Origin of the sequence: Micropruina sp. (assembly GCF_047602085.1) — a bacterium.
Lineage (GTDB): Bacteria > Actinomycetota > Actinomycetes > Propionibacteriales > Propionibacteriaceae > Micropruina.
This window is the reverse complement of sequence record NZ_JASGID010000005.1, coordinates 295,159-310,958: the sequence shown is the minus strand read 5'-3', so window position 1 is coordinate 310,958 and position 15,800 is coordinate 295,159. Positions and strand designations below refer to the sequence as shown.

The following is a 15,800-nucleotide window of genomic DNA, read 5'->3' as shown; positions in this document are numbered from 1 at the left end:
AGGACGGCTGCCCGAGGTGCTGACGAGTTCGAACGTCGATGACGATGACGAGTCTGCCCACCCAGGCTGAGCGGTTCGCGGCGTGGCAAGCGGCGTTGCGGTGGCGGTGGGGTCAAACTGGTGTCCCGAGTCGGTTCTCGACGGCTCGCGAACCACCGGCGGCCGAATCCGTCCGGGCCAGCCCTTGACGAACCAGGGCCGGGCCGGCAGACTGGATCAAGTCGAACAGTTGTTCGATATTGAGTCGGGGAAGGGCTCTTAGCTCCCCGGTGCGGACGGATCTCGACCCCCGTCCGCACCGGGGTCGTGCTTTCCTTGGATCGTTTCATTCGCAGCCGGCGATCACCGGGGGGTTCAAACGTGCGTAGATACGACGAGGCGATCGAGGTTCGCCAGGGCCTGGTGGGCGGCGACGAGGGCCCGGCGCAGTTTCTGTGGCGGCGCCGGCTGTGGAAGGTGCTCGAACTGCAGACCCGCTGGGTCGAGACCGCCGACTGGTGGAACTCCACCCAGGTGCGGGTCGCCCGCGGGGAGGACGCTGCTGGCCCAATCTTTGCCGATGGGGAAGGTGACGACCTGCTCGGCGAGCAGGAGGTCTGGCGGGTGGTGGCCGCCGACGGCCGCCACGGATCGTCCGGGGTCTACGAGCTGGCCCGCTCGTGGGGCAGCGGGGTTTGGCGGCTGCGCACGGTGGTGGACTGATGGCCGGCCACGAATTGGCCGCCGCCGCGGCCACGCTGGCCGAGGCCGAGCTGACCGATGCGCCTGCGCAGCGGTTTCTGCTCGCCCACCTGGCCGCGCTGCGGGTGGCGGCGGTGGTGCTGGCCTGCCGAGCGTCCACCGGCCACGGCTCGCGCCCCCGTGATGTCTGGCAGGTGCTTGCCGAGACGGCCCCCGAGTACGGCGAATGGGCCGGTTTCTTCGCCGCCTCGGCGCTCAAGCGGCGGGCCGTGCAGGCGGGTGCGGTCGCGCTGGTCGGCGTCCGTGAGGCGGACGACCTGCTGCGCGACGTCCGGCTCTTCCATGACCAGGTGGCCGGGCGGCTGCGACGAGTCTCGGCACGCTCGGCCGGTGCAGCATCATGAGCGGTTCGTGCTGGTCGAGACCCTGGTGGGCAGTCTGATGAGTGGTTCGTGCGTGGTTGTTCGTTGGTCGAGCTGGTCGAGACCCTGGTGGGCGCTGCGATGAGCGATCCGTTCGTGCACCTGCGGGTGGCATCCGGCTACTCGCTGCGCTACGGGGCCTCCCAGCCGGCGGCACTGGTCGCGGCGGCCACCGACGCCGAGATGGACACCCTGGCCATCACCGACCGCGACGGCCTCTACGGCGCGGTCAAATTCGCCCGAGCCTGTCAGCGCGCCGGCATTGCACCGGTGGTCGGGGTCGACCACACCATGGCCGACGGTTCGCGGGCGGTCAGCCTGGCCACCTCGCGGCGGGGCTGGGCGTCGTTGTGCCGGCTCAGCTCGGCGGTGCACCTGGCCGGCGACCGGGGCCGGCCGCGCTGCGCGCCCGAACTGCTGGCCGGCCGCGACGACCTGGTGGTGATGCTGGGCGACGATTCCGACCTCGGCCGCACCCTGGCCACCGGATCGCCCGACGAGGCCGAACGGGTGCTGCGGCGCTGGCTCGAGCTGGTCGACCGGCACCGCCTGGCCATCGCCGTCACCAACCACCATGCGCCCGGCCAGGGTGCCGGGTCGGCCGCGCTGGCCGGGCGCATGCTCGGCTTCGCCGACGCCCACGGCATCACCGGGGTGCTGACCAACGCCGTCCGGATGGCCGGCAAGCACCTGGCGCCCACCGTCGACGTGCTCGACGCGTCCCGCCGGCTGGTACCGCTGAATGCTCGCGCCGTTGACCGGCGCAATGCCGAGGGCTATCTGAAGACCGGCAAAGAGATGCTGGCCGCGGCCGACGAGGTGGCCCGGCTGGCCGGACGACGCGACGCCGACCAGCTGATCGGCGACACCCGCATGCTGGCGATCCGGGCACGGCTCGACCCGCACGCCGACATCGGCCTGGGTGAGATTCACCTGCCCGAGTTCGATGTGCTCGACGTGCGTGGCACGGCACCCGATGCGATGACGGCGCTCACTTTGCGCTGCGAGGCCGGCATCGCGGCCCGCTACGGCACGTCCGGCCCGGCGATCGAAGTGCGGCTGGCCGACGAACTCGCGGTGATCGAGGCCCTCGGCTTCGCCAGCTACTTTCTGACCGTCGCCGAGGTGGTCGCCATGATCGCGCGGCTCGGCGTGCGCTGCGCGGCCCGTGGCTCGGGTGCCGGCTCGCTGGTCAACTACCTGCTCGGCATCTCGGGGGTCGACCCGATGCGCTACGGGCTGCTGATGGAACGCTTCCTCTCGCCGCTGCGGCAGGTGCTGCCCGACATCGACATCGACGTCGAATCGGCTCGCCGCACCGAGATCTACGACGCCATTCTCGACGTCTTCGGTGGCGAGCGGGTGGCCTGCGTGGCGATGCCCGAGACCTACCGGGTGCGGCACGCCATCCGCGACGTGGGGGCGGCGCTCAGCCTGCCGCCGAGCGAGATCGACGCCATCGCCAAGGCATTTCCGCACATTCGGGCCGGCGACGCCACGGCTGCCCTGCGTGACCTGCCCGAACTGCGCGCCGCCGGGCTGGGGGAGCGGCGCCTTGAGGTGCTGTTCTCGCTGGTCGAATCGCTGGACGGCCTGCCCCGGCACATCGCGCTGCACCCGTGCGGGGTGCTGCTGTCAGACACCACGCTGCTCGACCGCACCCCGGTCGAGGCCAGCTTCGGTGGCTTCCCGATGAGCCAGTTCGACAAGAACGACGTCGAAGAGCTCGGTCTGCTCAAGCTCGACGTGCTGGGCATTCGCATGCAGTCGGCGATGGCGCATGCGATCGGCGAGATTCGCCGGGTCGAGGGGGTGGAGGCCGACATCGACGGGTTGGCCCCCTACGACGACCCTGACACCTACGATCTGATCGGCAAAGCGGTCACTCTGGGCTGTTTTCAGATCGAGTCGCCGGGCCAGCGCGAACTGGTCGGCAAATTCGGGCCGAGCGACTCTTCCGACATCATCATCGACATCTCGCTGTTTCGGCCCGGGCCGGTGAAGTCCGAGATGGTGGTGCCGTTTCTCGAGGCCCGGCAGGGCTGGCGTGACCCGGGCTGCCTGCACCCCGACCTGACATCGGCGCTGGCCGAGACCGGCGGGGTGGTGGTGTTCCACGAACAGGTGATCCAGATCATCGCGATCATGACCGGCTGCACGCTGGCCCAAGGCGACGAGGCCAGGCGGGCGTTGGGGCGTCCGGATTCACAGGCCGACGTGAAGCGCTGGTTCGTGCCCACAGCGTTGGGCCGTGGGTATGCGCAGGCGGTGGTCGACCGGGTCTGGTTCGTGCTGGAGTCGTTCGCCTCGTTCGGCTTCTGCAAGGCGCACGCGGCGGCGTTCGCGCTTCCCACCTACCAGTCGGCGTGGTTGAAGCGGCACTATCCGGCGCACTTCCTGGCCGGGGTGCTCACCCACGACCCGGGCATGTACCCCAAGCGGCTGATCCTCGAAGAGGCCCGACGCTGCGGCATCGCGATCCTCGGCCTGGACGTGAACGTCAGCGACGAGGCCTACCGGGTCGAGAAGCTGGACGTCTCTGCGGTGGTCGAGCTTGTCGAGACGTCTGAGTCGTTGGTTGAGCTTGTCGAGACGTCTGAGTCGTTGGTTGAGCTTGTCGAGACGTCTGAGTCGCTGGTCGAGCTTGTCGAGACCCCAGCTTCGGTGGGCGGGGTCGGTGCCGGAGGGGGGCTCGACTCGAGAAAACCAGCCTCGGTCGCAGGCTCCCTCGGCGGCCAGACCCATCCACATCTCGAGTCGAGCCCCCCTCCGGCACCTCCGGTTCTGCTCGTCGGCGTGGCGGGGTCGTCCGGCTCCACCGCTTCGGCGGAGCCGTTGGTCGAGCTTGTCGAGACCCCTTCGGTTGCGTTGGTCGAGACCCTTTCGGTTGCGACTGGTTCCGCGGCGGAGCCGTTGGTCGAGCTTGTCGAGACCCCTTCGGCCATGTCGGTCGAGAACGGGTTTCGACCCGCGCAACCAGCGAGCAGCGCTGGGTTTCGACCAGCTCAACCCGCGAGCAGTGACGGGCGGCGTCCGGCCGATCTGCCGGTGCGGGGTAAGCGGCTCGCTCCCGGCGACGGCCTGCCGGACGGCCGGGGCTGCGGCATCCGGTTGTCGCTGGCCGATGTGAAGGGCATCACCGACGCCGAGATCGCCCGCATCGTGGCGGGTCGTCCGTACCACTCGCTGAGCGATTTCTGGCAGCGCACCGGCAACCCGTCCGACATCACCGAGCGGCTGGCGCTGGCCGGAGCCTTCGACGCCCTCTACGGCATCGAACCGCCCGGCGCAGTGTGCCGCCGAGGTGCGATCACCCGCCGTGACCTGTTGCTGGCCGTCGCCGACCTGGAACGGGCCGACCGGGCCCACGCCCGGGCGCACGGACGGGCTCGCGGGCTGAAGACCGTCCGGGCGGCCGAGACCGCCGGCGACCCGCGCGAGCAGGCCCGGCGGCAGGCGAAGGCCACCAAGCCGGTCGCCCCACAAGAGATCCAGTTGCCGCTGGACTTCAGCGAGCCGGATCCCGACCAACCGGTGGAGGGTCTCGACGGGCTCGACCAGCGTGGGCAGGGTCTGGACGGGCTCGACCAGCGTGGGCTCGGCCGGCGGCCGGTGCCGAGCGATGTGGTGCCGACCGGGCTGGCCGAGTTGAGCGAGGCCGAGCGGCTGGGGGCTGAACTCGAGATCGTCGGGCTGGACGCCAGCCGGCACCTGCTCGCCGGGTACCTGCCGTTTCTGGACGCCATCGAGGTCATCTTCGCCGCCGACCTGCTCAGCCGGCGCAGCCACGGCGAAGTGCTGATCGCCGGGGTGAAGGTGGCCACCCAGACACCGCCGGTGCGATCCGGACGTCGGGTGGTGTTTCTCACCGTCGACGACTCCACCGGCCCCGCCGACGCCACCTTCTTCGAAGACGCCCAGGGGCCCTACGCCGCCACCGTGTTCAACTCGTGGCTGCTGCTGGTGCGCGGCGAATTGCGCCGCACCGGCCCACGCGGAGTGTCGGTGCGGGCCACCGGCGCCTGGGATCTCACCGTGCTGCACAACCTGTACACCCAGGCGCTCACCGAGACCGGCGAGGCCGACCGGGCCCTGCAGCGGGTGCGCGAACTGATGGCCGAGGTACCCAATGGGTACGGCGTCGGCGACGCTACCGGTCGTCGCCGGGTGCTTGTGCACGCCAGCGGCTTTCGGCAGTCGCCGTACGCCGACGTCAAGCCGGCGGGCGAGAGCATCGCGGCGGCGCCGCGCAAGCTGTGGCACTCCAGCCCCGGAAGCTCTGGACGATGACCGCTCAGCCTGGCACCCGGCCGCGCCGCTCCTGGTCGGACTGGTTGCCGTCCACACCCGCACTGCCCACCGAACCCGGTGGTCACGACCGGGTGATCATGCACATCGACATGGACGCCTTCTACGCCTCGGTCGAACTGCGCCGCCGCCCCGAACTGGCCGGCACCCCGATGTTCGTCGGCGGCGCTGAGCGTGGCGTGGTGCTGAGCGCCAATTACGAGGCCCGGGCGTTCGGCGTCGAGGGCGGCATGCCTTCGTCGCGGGCCCTCCGGCTGTGCCCGCAGGCGGTGGCGGTGCCGCCCGACTTCGACACCTACGGCGAGGTGTCGGCCGGCATCGTCGCGGTGCTGGAGTCGGTCACCGCGCACGTCGAGAGCGCGTCCATCGACGAGGCGTACCTCGACGTCACCGGTAGCCGGCGCATATTCGGCAGCCCGCGCCAGATCGGTGAGCACCTGCGTGCCCTGATCGCCGACGAGCAGGGCATCACCTGCTCGGTCGGCATCGGGCCGAGCAAATTCGTCGCCAAGATCGCGTCCGGCCGAGCCAAGCCCGACGGCCTGGTCGAGGTGGGCCGGGGCGATGTCACCGCCTTTCTGCACCCGCTGCCGGTGACCACGATCGGGGGAGTGGGCGATGTCACCGCCGAGAAACTGCACCGGCTCGGCATCGTCACCGTCGCCGACCTGGCGCACACCCCGGTCAGCACGCTGCGCCGCGCCTTCGGCCCGCAGCAGGGGTCACTGCTGTCCGAACTCGCGTGGGGTCGCGACGGACGGCGGGTGGTGGCCCGCCCGGGCGAGCGCGGCGTGGGCTGCCAAGAGACCTTCGGCCGCGACACCGACGACCCCGCGGTGGTGCGCGCCGAACTGCTGCGGGTGGCCGGCACGGTGGCGTGGCGGATGCGGCAGGCCGGGGTTCTCGGGCGGGTGGTCACCCTCAATCTGCGGTTCGCCGATTTTCGCACCGTCTCGCGCTCGCTCACCCTGGCCAGCCCCACCGATTCCACCGACGAGTTGTACGCCCAGGCCATGAGGCTCTACGCCAAGCTCGGCCTGGAGCGACCGCGGATCCGCCGGGTCGGCATTCGGGTTGAGGGCCTCGTCGACGCCGACAAAGCATATTGCCAGCCCACCTTGGACGCTCCCGAGCGGGGTTGGCGCGAGGCCGAACGGGCCACGGACGCCGTCCGGCGCAAGTTCGGGCCGCACGGTGTACAGCGGGCGGTGCTGACCCGGCACGGGTATGCATCGAAACAACTGTGAAACCCTCAGTGAACAAGACCCCGACCTGTTCCGTTTGACCACCCACCCGCCTAGACTTGCTCTGCGCTCATACCATGGGTGCGCCTAACCGAAGGGAGGTTGGCATGGCTCTCTCCGAGGAGGAACAGCGACTCCTTGACCAGATGGAAGCGGCTCTGGCAGCCGAAGATCCCAAGCTGGCCAATGCGCTGCGCGGCACCACCACTCGTCGCCTGCATCGACGCAGGGCCGCCATCGCCGGAGTCGGATTCCTGATCGGTGTCGCCTGTTTGATCGGCGGCATGGAAGTGAGCCCTGCCCTGAGCATCGCCGGTTTCGTCATCATGCTGGTCGCCACCGTGGTCGCCGTCACCTCGTGGCGTCACGTCGGCGAGGTTTCGGCCAGCCGTCCCGCCGCCCGCTCACCACAGGGCGAGAAGGCCTTCATGGACAAGATGGAAGAACGCTGGCGACGTCGCCAGGACGAAGGTCAGTAGGTCTTCACCAGTCACCGACGCCCCGTTATTTCGGCGGGGCGTTTCGGCGTGTTCAACCGTGTCGTTTTTGAGGAAGGCGCTGATCGTCGTTGGTCGAGCTTGTCGAGACCTCGGATATTCGTCTCCGGAAATGGGTTTCGACGGGCTCAACCGGCGGAGTTCTCAGCCGATCCACCACAGCCGGCGCCACAACGACCGCGGAAACACCCGTCGCCACCAGCCGCGGCCGCGGGCGTCCACGGCGTCACGCACCTGCCGGACATCCTGGGCTAACCCTGTGGTGTCGCCGATGCTGTCGGCATAGCGAGACCGCTCCACCAGCACAGCCACCCGGCTCATGGCTGCCGCGGCGTCGTCGGGCAAGGTGCGGCCCACCGCGACGCCGATCTGGCGGGCCGACCCGAGCGGCCACTCGTAGCCGGCGTCCCACAGGCTGTCGCGCAGTTCGTCCCAGGCTCCGACGACCGCCTCACCCGGGGCGGTGGCGCCCAGCCGACGAGCCCGGCGGCCCCGACGCACCAGCGCGGGCAGCGCCGCCACAGTCAGCAAGCCGACGCCGGCGCCCACCCAGCCGAGCCACGACAGGTCGGCCGCGGGCCCGCCACCCGGCTCGTCGACTTCGGCCGGAGCGGACGCCTGCGCGGTCGGCTGCCGAGTATCGGTCGAGCGGGTCGGGGTCGGGCTGGGTGACGGGCTGGCCGACGGCGTCGCGTCCCTCGACGAGGTGTGCGCGGGTGCCGTGGCGACGCCGGGGGTGGGCTCGAAGCTGACCCAGCCCAGACCGGCGAAGAACAGCTCGGGCCAGGCGTGCATGTCGTGAATGGTGATCTCCCAGTGGTCACCCACCGCACGGCCGGGCAGAAAGCCGATCGCCACCCGCGACGGAATGCCCAGCGCTCTGGCCATCACCGCCATCGAGGCGGCGAACTGCTCGCAGTAGCCGGTGTGGTCGACCAGCAGAAACTGGGTGAGGGCGTCGTAGCCCGAGCCCGGGGCCGGATCGGTGCTGTACCTGAACGCCGACGAGCGCAACCAATTCTGCAACAGCATCGCCTTCTGGCCGTCGGTGCTGCCGTCGGCGGTCACCCGACGGGCGAGTTCGACGATCCGGCTGGGAAAGTCGGCGGGCAGCCCGGCGGTGACCTCGGCATCGCTCGGCCGTCCGGCGGTCGCGGGCAGCAACCTGTCGAGGGTCGGGGTTACGTCGACGACGGTGGCTGAGTAGCGCAGGCCGTTGGTGGCGCGTTTCTGCTGCGTTCCGGCAGCGAGCACGCTGAGCGACACAGGGTCGAAGCGCCAGTCGCCGTCGGCGCTGAACGCGGCCGGGGCGTAGGGCAGCGGCAGCCATTCGGCGTTGAAGTCGTCGACGGCCGCGTCGATGGTGAACCGCGGCAGCCCCCACGGCGCGCCCTCGGGCATGGGCAGGGCGCCGGTGAGCAGGTCGATGGCGTTGAGGTGAAAGCCGGTGGCGTCGAAGCCAGGCAACGAGGTCAGGCGCAGGTACGAGCCGGCGTTGTTGCTGGTGGTGTAGCTGATCACCCGGCGATCGACCGGTTGTTGCAGGTTGCGGCGCAGGTCGAGCGACGGATCGCCCATCTGCACCGGTCCCTGCCCGGTGAACGGTGGGCCCCGGTCGGGGTCGAGCCCGGGGGTGAAGACGCCGGCCAGAGCCGAGACGAGCAGGGCGCAGATCAGGCTGATCGCCGCACCGAGCAGCAGGCTGTGGCGCGGGCCGTTGGCGGCCTGAGAGCGCAGCACCCGGTTGCGGTTGGTGGCATCGGCCAGCAGCACCAGCACGTACCCGCCGGCCAGGCCGAGCACGGGCCAGAACTCGGCCAGGGTGGGCAATGACAGGGCCACGACCAGGTAGGGCAAGCCGAGCGGCAGCAGTGACCAGGCCGGATTGCCGAGCGAGATGGTCAACAGGTCGGCCAGCAACGCCAGCAGGGTGACCGCGGCCACGACGACCATGCGCACCGCCACGTTGGCGCCCATGGGAGCGGACGACTCCATGGTCCAGCCCGCTGCGTCCGCCAGCAGTTCGGGAACGGCGAACGGGTTCGCGCTCACCCCCTCGCTCACGGCCAGCGCAACGAACGCCACCAGGGTGACCAGCACGTGAATGAACCGCGTCCCGCGATCGGACGGCAGCAGCCGCCGGATCACGATGCCACCGATGCCGACGACGCCGATCATCACCAGCGCGTCGATGAACAGCCGCCGGTCTGTGGTCACCGGCTCCAGTGCGGTCAGTGCGAGCGCCATGGCGGCCAGCACAGCCAGGCCCAGCCGGTCGGTGTCCCTCATCGCAACCCCCGGTCGAGGGCCTGCCAGGCCTGCGTGACGGTGCTGTCGGCAGTCGTGCGCACGACCCGCCAGCCACTCGCGATCAGCACCTCCGCGGGGTCGTCGTCGCCTTCGGGTGCGGGGTGCAGCATGATCGCGCGGCACTGCCGTCCGTCGCGCCGGGTGTTGGTCAGGGTGATCGCATCGGCGTGCGACAGTCGGCCCAGCACCGCGATCAGCAACTGCCCCTTGGCCCGGTCGCCTGGGCCCACGGCACCCGCGAACTCGTGGGCGGTGCTCAGCCGAATGTCGGTGAGGTGGTCGAGCAGGGCCTCGCGTACCGAGTCACCGTGGGCGCCGAGGGTGTTGCCCGCGGCGTCCACGAGATCGACGTCGTAGCCGGCGTCGCACAGGTGCACGCCGATCGAGGCCACCGCCGACACCGCCCACTCGAAGCTCGAGCGCGGCCCGCTCCCGGTGTGCGCCTGTTCGCGGTTGTCGAGCAGAAGCAGTGCGCTCGGCTCCCACGCATGCTCCTCCCGGCGCACCATCAAGGTGCCGACCCGGGCGGTGGAGGGCCAGTGGATGCGCCGCAACTCGTCGCGCGGCCGGTACTCGCGAATCAGTGCGTCGTCGGCCCCGAGCAGGCTGCTGCGCTGCTGCGCCGACTCGCCCGACAGGCCGGCTCCGGCGCCCCGGACGGCATCGCCCAGCGGATGGATCGCAGGCGTCACGGTGATCAGGTTCGTGGCACCCAGCAGGTGTCGGCTGGCGGCCAGTCCGAGCGGATCGGTGGTGATCCAGGTGCTCGGCCCCACGCGGTAGCGGCCGCGCAGGTGGGTGCCCAGTTGGTAAGAGAGCAGGCTGCGCAGCGGCCCCCAGCCCGAGGGGACGGTTAGCGCCGGGGCTCCGCTCAGCCCGGCCGGGATGTTTTCCTCGACCACACTCCACACGCCGACGCCGATGCTGTGACGGCGCAGGTCGAGGGTGACCCGCACCGGTGCACCGGTGGCGAGCCGCTGGGGCAGCACCTGCCGGTGCAGCGCCGGGCGTCGGGTCGCCAGCCAGGTCAGCAGCGCACCGGCCCCGACCAGGCCGATCAACGCACCGCCCGGCCAGGCCAGTGGGCGCAGGCCGGTGGCGGCGGCCGTGACCAGCAGGGCCCCGCCCACGCTCAGCAGGACGAAGCCCCTGGTGGTCAGGCGAATCATGGTCGCTCAGTCGCGGTCGGGGACCGGCACCGAGGCGACCGCAGCGTCGACGACCTCGTCGACGCTGCGCCGGGCCAACTGAGCGGCCGGGCTGAGCAGAATGCGGTGCGCCAGCGCGGGGCCGGCCAGCGCCTGAATGTCGTCGGGAATCACGTAGTGGCGGCCCTGCAGCATGGCTCGGACGCGGGCCGCGCGCAGCAACTGCAGCCCGGCCCTGGGTGACGCGCCGAGCCGCACATCGGCGCTGAAGCGGGTGGCCTCGAGCACGGCGACCAGGTAGTCCTTGACCGCGCCGTGCACGAAGATCGTGCGCACCGACTCGGCCAGGGCGGCCACGGTCGATGCGTTGGTGACCGGCCGCAGGGCGGCCAGCGGGTTGCCGCCGCCGTGATGGTCGAGCATCGCCAGCTCGGCCGCCCGCACCGGGTAGCCCATCGAGATGCGCACCATGAACCGGTCGCGCTGGGCCTCGGGCAAGGGGTAGGTGCCCTCCATCTCGATCGGGTTCTGGGTGGCCACCACCATGAACGGGTCGGGCAGCGGGTGGGTGATGCCGTCAACGGTGACCTGGCGTTCCTCCATCGCCTCGAGCAGGGCCGACTGGGTCTTGGGTGAGGCCCGGTTGATCTCGTCTCCGATCACCACGTTGGCGAACACCCCGCCCGGCTTGAACTCGAAGCCGCGCGACTGGGAGTTGAAGATCGACACGCCGGTGATGTCGCTGGGCAACAGGTCGGGGGTGAACTGAATGCGCTGCGCCGTGCCGGCGATCGAGCGGGCCAGCGCCTTGGCCAGCATCGTCTTGCCCACGCCGGGCACGTCCTCGATCAGCAAATGGCCTGATCCGAAGAGCGCCACCAGGGCCAGGTCGATCGCCTCGGGCTTTCCCTCGATCACGGTCTCAACGGCTGCCCGGACGTCCTGGGCGACGGCCTGCAGCTCGTCGACCTGGCTGGCAACGCTGCGCTCCACGGGGTCCCCCTCTGGTGATGGCCTGCGGCAACCCTACCGGGCGCCGTTGTGCCAACTGAGACCGGCAGGGGGTGCCTGGTGGAGCAAAGTGGAGTAGAGTGGTGGGCAGTGGAGGACTGAGTGGAAGGGGGGTGCCTTCGTGTTCCTGGGCACCCACACCCCGAAGCTCGATGACAAAGGCCGCTTCTTCCTCCCCGCCAAGTTCCGCGAGGAACTGAACGGGGGTCTCGTCATCACCAGGCAGCCCGAGCGCTGCTTGGGGATCTTCACCCCGGCCGCCTACCAGGCGGCCGCCGATCGGATGATGGCGGCATCGTCCGGCCTGGCGAAGGTGCGCTCGCAGCAGCGCATGTTCGCGTCCGGAGCGGAAGCGTCCGCACCAGACAGCCAGGGCCGGATCACCGTGCCGGAGCACCTGCGTAGTTATGCGGGCTTGCAACGGGAGGTCGTCGTGATCGGCGCCTTGGACCACATCGAGGTGTGGGACGCGAAGGCTTGGGCAAGCTACGCCGCGGCGCAGGAAGAGGCCTTCGCAGAACTGGACGAAGAGGGGTTCGGCGCGGGCTGACCGCACCGGGCAAGCAACACCGTCGCGTGCGGTGCGGCTTCAATCCGAGGACCTCCTGGCGCACCTTCCCCGGTGCCAGGGGGGTGCCGCGGGTTGAAACCACGGCGCATGCGACGGTGCCAGCCAGGGCGACGGAGACGGTGCCAGCCGGCGATGGAGGAAGGGTCGAGATGGTCGAGCAGCAGGCTGCGGGGCATGTGCCGGTGATGTGCGCCCGCATCGTCGAGCTGCTCAGCGTGCCGCTGCAAGCGCCCGGCTCGGTCTACGTCGACTGCACCCTCGGCCTGGGTGGCCACGCTGAGGCGATCCTGAGCGCCTGCCCCGAAGCCAGCCTGATCGGTATCGACCGCGACCAGCACGCGCTGCTGCTGGCGGGGGAACGGCTGGCCCCGTTCGGCGACCGGGTGCGGCTGTACCAGGCCCGCTACGACGAGCTGCCCGAGGTGCTGGCCGAGGCCGGACGGCCGCGGGTGCAGGCGATTCTGGCCGACCTGGGGTTGTCGTCGATGCAGATCGACCGCCGCGACCGAGGCTTCGCCTACAGCGTCGACGCCCCACTCGACATGCGTATGGACGACACCCAGTCGCTGACCGCAGCCGATCTGGTGAACACCTCGTCAGTGGGGGAACTGGCCGGCATGCTGCGTCGGTTCGGTGAGGAGCGCTTCGCCGACCGGATCGCCCGCCGGATCGTGACCGAGCGGGCCGATCAGCCGTTCAGCACTTCGGCCCGCCTGGTGCGGGTGATCGAGTCGGCCATTCCCGCGGCGGCCCGGGCCGGAGGGGGTCACCCGGCCAAGCGGACGTTCCAGGCCCTGCGCATCGCCGTCAACGACGAGCTGGTCGCGCTGACCGGCCTGCTGCCCGCCGCAATCGCCGCCCTGGCGCTCGGTGGACGGATGGCGGTGCTGGCCTACCACTCCGGCGAGGACCGGCTGGTGAAGAACGCGCTGCGCGACGCGACAACCGACCGCGCCCCACGCGGGCTGCCGGCGGTGCCGGCTGAGTTGCGGGCGCAGTTGGCGCTGTTGACCCGGGGTGCGGAGCGGCCCGGGTCTGACGAAGTGCAAGACAACCCGCGAGCCGCCTCGGCGCGGTTGCGGGCCGGCGAACGAATCGAAGAGGTGGCGGCATGACAGCACTCGAGGCCCCGCGTAGAACCTCGGAACAGCGGCCCCGGCGCTGGGGGCTCACCCAGGTGCCGATTCCCGACCGGCGGATGGCCAGCGTGCCGTTCGTGCTGGTGCTCGGCGTCTTTCTGGGGCTCGGCATGGTCGGGCTGCTGCTGCTCAACACTGCACTGCAAGAGCAGGGCTTCGCGGTGCAGGCCCAGCAGAAGCAGGCCACCCAGCTCGGCTACCGGGTGGCGGCGCTCGAGTCCGAGGTCACCGAGGCCCGGTCGAGCACCAGGCTGGCGATCGAGGCGACCAAGCTCGGCATGGTGCCGAACCCTTACCCGGTGTACCTGGCACTGCCTGCCGGCACGGTGATCGGCGACCCGAGCACGATCAGCGGTTACGAGGTGCCGGACGTCCGTTACCGCACCCCGGCCGAACTGGCCGCTATGGCCAAGCGGGCGGCCGATGCCGAGGCGAAGCGGGTGGCCGAGCTCAAGGCGGCGGCCGAGAAGAGGGCTGAAGAGAAGCAGAAGGCCGAGGCGGCCGAGAAGAAGGCCGAAGAGAAGCAGAAGGCGGAGGCGGCCAAGAAGAAGGCCGAAGAGAAAGAGAAGGCCGAAGCGGCCAAGAAGAAGGCCGAGCAGCAGGCCGCGGACAAGAAGAAGGGCACCGATCGATGAGCGTGCGGAACGGACTCCTGCGGCGTTTGTCCGACCTGCGCAGGGCCCGCTGGCCGCTGGCCTCGCCGGTCGGCCGGATGCGGCTGATGCTGATCGCGATCGCGGTGGTGTTCAGTATGTGTGCCGGACGTGCCCTGCAGGTGCAGGCCTTCGACGCTCAGGCCTATGCCGCCGAAGCCGCCGACCAGATGCAGCAGTCACAGGTGCTGCCGGCCCTGCGCGGCGAGATCACCGACCGCTACGGCGACGTGCTGGCCTACACCGAGCAGACGGTCAATGTGATCGCCGACCCCAAGGCGATCGCCACCAACGGCAAGATGAACCTGCAGCCGATGACCGAGAGCGACAAGGCGATCGCCGCGACCGCGCCGCAGAAGATCGCCGACCTGCTGGCCAAGTACCTGGGCGGCGCCGCCGCCGACTACCTGCCGAAACTCACCAACGACAAGATCTCGTACAAGGTGATCGCCAAGCAGGTGCCGGCTGAGACCTTTCAAGAACTGCAGACCGACATGAAGGCCGCTGGGCTGCTCGGGCTGTCGCGAGTCACAGCGCCGACCCGGCGCTACCCCAACGGCACCCTGGCCGCGAACCTGCTGGGCTGGGTGAACGAGCAGGGCGACGCGGCCGGCGGGCTGGAGTTGTCGCTGGAGAAGCTGCTGCACGGCACTGACGGTAAAGAGGTCTACGACTCGTCACCCAACGGCAAGATTCCGCTCGGCGACAACGTGCTCGTTCCGGCCCAGAACGGGCACAACTTCAGCCTCACCATCGACTCGGCCATGCAACTGATGGCCGAACAGCGCTTGGAGAAGGCCCTGGCCAACACCGGCGCCGAGGCGGGGGCCGTGATCGTGATGGACCCGCGTACCGGCGAGCTGCTGGCGATGGCCAACGGGCCCTCGTTCGACAGCAACGACCCCGGTGAGGGCGACATCGAGAACATGGGCAACCGTGCCGCGATGAACGCCTACGAGCCCGGTTCGGTGCAGAAGGTTCTCACCTTCGCGGCTCTGCTCGATTCGGGCACCACCACCGCCGACACCAAGGTGAAGGTTCCGGGCTTCATCAAGCAGGACCAGTTCACGATCACCGACTGGTGGAACCACGGCACGATCACCCTGCGGGCTCGGGGCGTGTTCGCCAAGTCGTCCAACGTGGGCACCATCACTCTGGCCCGTGAGATGAGCAAGGAGCAGTTGCACGACTACTACACGTCGTTCGGGCTGGGCCAGCGCACCAACATCGGCATTGGCGGCGAGGCCACCGGCTACCTGCCCAAGGCCACCATGGCCGACTACACCCGCGACGGCATCTCCTTCGGCACCAGCCTCTCGGTGACGGCACTGCAGAACGCCGCCGCGGTTGCGTCGGTGGTCAACGGCGGCGTCTACCACGCTCCGACGGTGATCGCGACCATGGACGGCCAGCCATACACTGCGACCAACCAAGACACCACGGCACGCCGGGTGATCAGCGAAGAGGCCTCTGAGCAGGTGCGCTCGCTGATGGAGCAGCAGGCGCTCAACCAGACCAGCAGCGCGTTCACCATCAACGGCTACCGGATCGGCACCAAGACCGGCACGGCCCGTCAGGTCAGCGCCGACTGCAAGTGCTACCGCGGCGAGTCCGTGGTGTCGACCATCGGCGTGGCCCCGATCGACGACCCGCAGGTGTTGGTCTATGCGGTGGTCTGGAACCCCCAGTACAAGGGCGCTTCGGGTGCGGCCGTGGCGGCCCCGATCATGCACGATGTGCTTGCCCTGGCCCTGCCCCGGTATGCGGTCGCACCGTCGACCACCAAGGGCGTCAAGCTCCCGCTCCGGTAATAGGG

General features: G+C 70.0%; 12 protein-coding genes. 9 read left to right on the top strand and 3 right to left on the bottom strand.

Features of this window, described 5'->3' with window-relative positions:
• Positions 1-360: 360 nt before the first annotated feature.
• The 5 genes from QM721_RS10355 to QM721_RS10335 all read left to right on the top strand — a co-directional run bounded on the left by QM721_RS10355 (position 361) and on the right by QM721_RS10335 (position 7,134).
• Positions 361-702 carry a DUF6504 family protein gene (locus QM721_RS10355; protein WP_415121615.1) on the top strand — a complete coding sequence of 114 codons (342 nt, stop codon included), beginning with the start codon at positions 361-363 and terminating at the stop codon, positions 700-702.
• A complete protein-coding gene (locus tag QM721_RS10350) occupies positions 702-1,085 on the top strand; it encodes an SAV_6107 family HEPN domain-containing protein (protein WP_415121613.1) in 384 nt (127 codons plus the stop codon). Before QM721_RS10355 ends, QM721_RS10350 begins: the two co-directional genes overlap by 1 nt.
• A 63-nt stretch (positions 1,086-1,148) precedes the next feature.
• Positions 1,149-5,393 carry a DNA polymerase III subunit alpha gene (dnaE, locus tag QM721_RS10345; RefSeq protein WP_415121611.1) on the top strand — a complete coding sequence of 1,415 codons (4,245 nt, stop codon included), beginning with the start codon at positions 1,149-1,151 and terminating at the stop codon, positions 5,391-5,393.
• Positions 5,390-6,658: a DNA polymerase IV gene (dinB, locus tag QM721_RS10340; RefSeq protein WP_415121609.1), complete on the top strand. Its 1,269-nt coding sequence runs from the start codon at positions 5,390-5,392 to the stop codon at positions 6,656-6,658. The genes dnaE and dinB overlap by 4 nt, the downstream gene beginning before the upstream one ends.
• Positions 6,659-6,762: 104 nt before the next feature.
• Positions 6,763-7,134, top strand: a complete 372-nt coding sequence (locus QM721_RS10335) for a DUF3040 domain-containing protein (protein WP_415121607.1) — start codon at positions 6,763-6,765, stop codon at positions 7,132-7,134.
• Positions 7,135-7,296: 162 nt separating this feature from the next.
• Here QM721_RS10335 and QM721_RS10330 read toward each other — a convergent pair whose 3' ends face one another.
• From QM721_RS10330 to QM721_RS10320, 3 genes are read right to left on the bottom strand one after another with little or no spacing between them, the layout of a single operon-like run.
• Positions 7,297-9,441: a transglutaminaseTgpA domain-containing protein gene (locus QM721_RS10330; RefSeq protein ID WP_415121605.1), complete on the bottom strand. Its 2,145-nt coding sequence runs from the start codon at positions 9,439-9,441 to the stop codon at positions 7,297-7,299.
• Positions 9,438-10,631, bottom strand: a complete 1,194-nt coding sequence (locus QM721_RS10325) for a DUF58 domain-containing protein (protein ID WP_415121603.1) — start codon at positions 10,629-10,631, stop codon at positions 9,438-9,440. Before QM721_RS10325 ends, QM721_RS10330 begins: the two co-directional genes overlap by 4 nt.
• 6 nt (positions 10,632-10,637) lie before the next feature.
• A complete protein-coding gene (locus tag QM721_RS10320) occupies positions 10,638-11,603 on the bottom strand; it encodes an AAA family ATPase (RefSeq protein ID WP_415121601.1) in 966 nt (321 codons plus the stop codon).
• Positions 11,604-11,742: 139 nt separating this feature from the next.
• Here QM721_RS10320 and mraZ point away from each other — a divergent pair, with 139 nt between their 5' ends.
• The 4 genes from mraZ to QM721_RS10300 all read left to right on the top strand — a co-directional run bounded on the left by mraZ (position 11,743) and on the right by QM721_RS10300 (position 15,795).
• A complete protein-coding gene (gene mraZ, locus QM721_RS10315; RefSeq protein ID WP_415121599.1) occupies positions 11,743-12,171 on the top strand; it encodes a division/cell wall cluster transcriptional repressor MraZ in 429 nt (142 codons plus the stop codon).
• 170 nt (positions 12,172-12,341) lie between these two features.
• Positions 12,342-13,307, top strand: a complete 966-nt coding sequence (gene rsmH / locus QM721_RS10310) for a 16S rRNA (cytosine(1402)-N(4))-methyltransferase RsmH (RefSeq protein ID WP_415121596.1) — start codon at positions 12,342-12,344, stop codon at positions 13,305-13,307.
• Positions 13,304-13,966, top strand: a complete 663-nt coding sequence (locus tag QM721_RS10305; protein ID WP_415121594.1) for a hypothetical protein — start codon at positions 13,304-13,306, stop codon at positions 13,964-13,966. The genes rsmH and QM721_RS10305 overlap by 4 nt, the downstream gene beginning before the upstream one ends.
• Complete coding sequence (locus tag QM721_RS10300) at positions 13,963-15,795, top strand: peptidoglycan D,D-transpeptidase FtsI family protein (RefSeq protein ID WP_415121592.1); 1,833 nt, start codon at positions 13,963-13,965, stop codon at positions 15,793-15,795. Before QM721_RS10305 ends, QM721_RS10300 begins: the two co-directional genes overlap by 4 nt.
• The last annotated feature ends 5 nt before the right edge of the window (positions 15,796-15,800 follow it).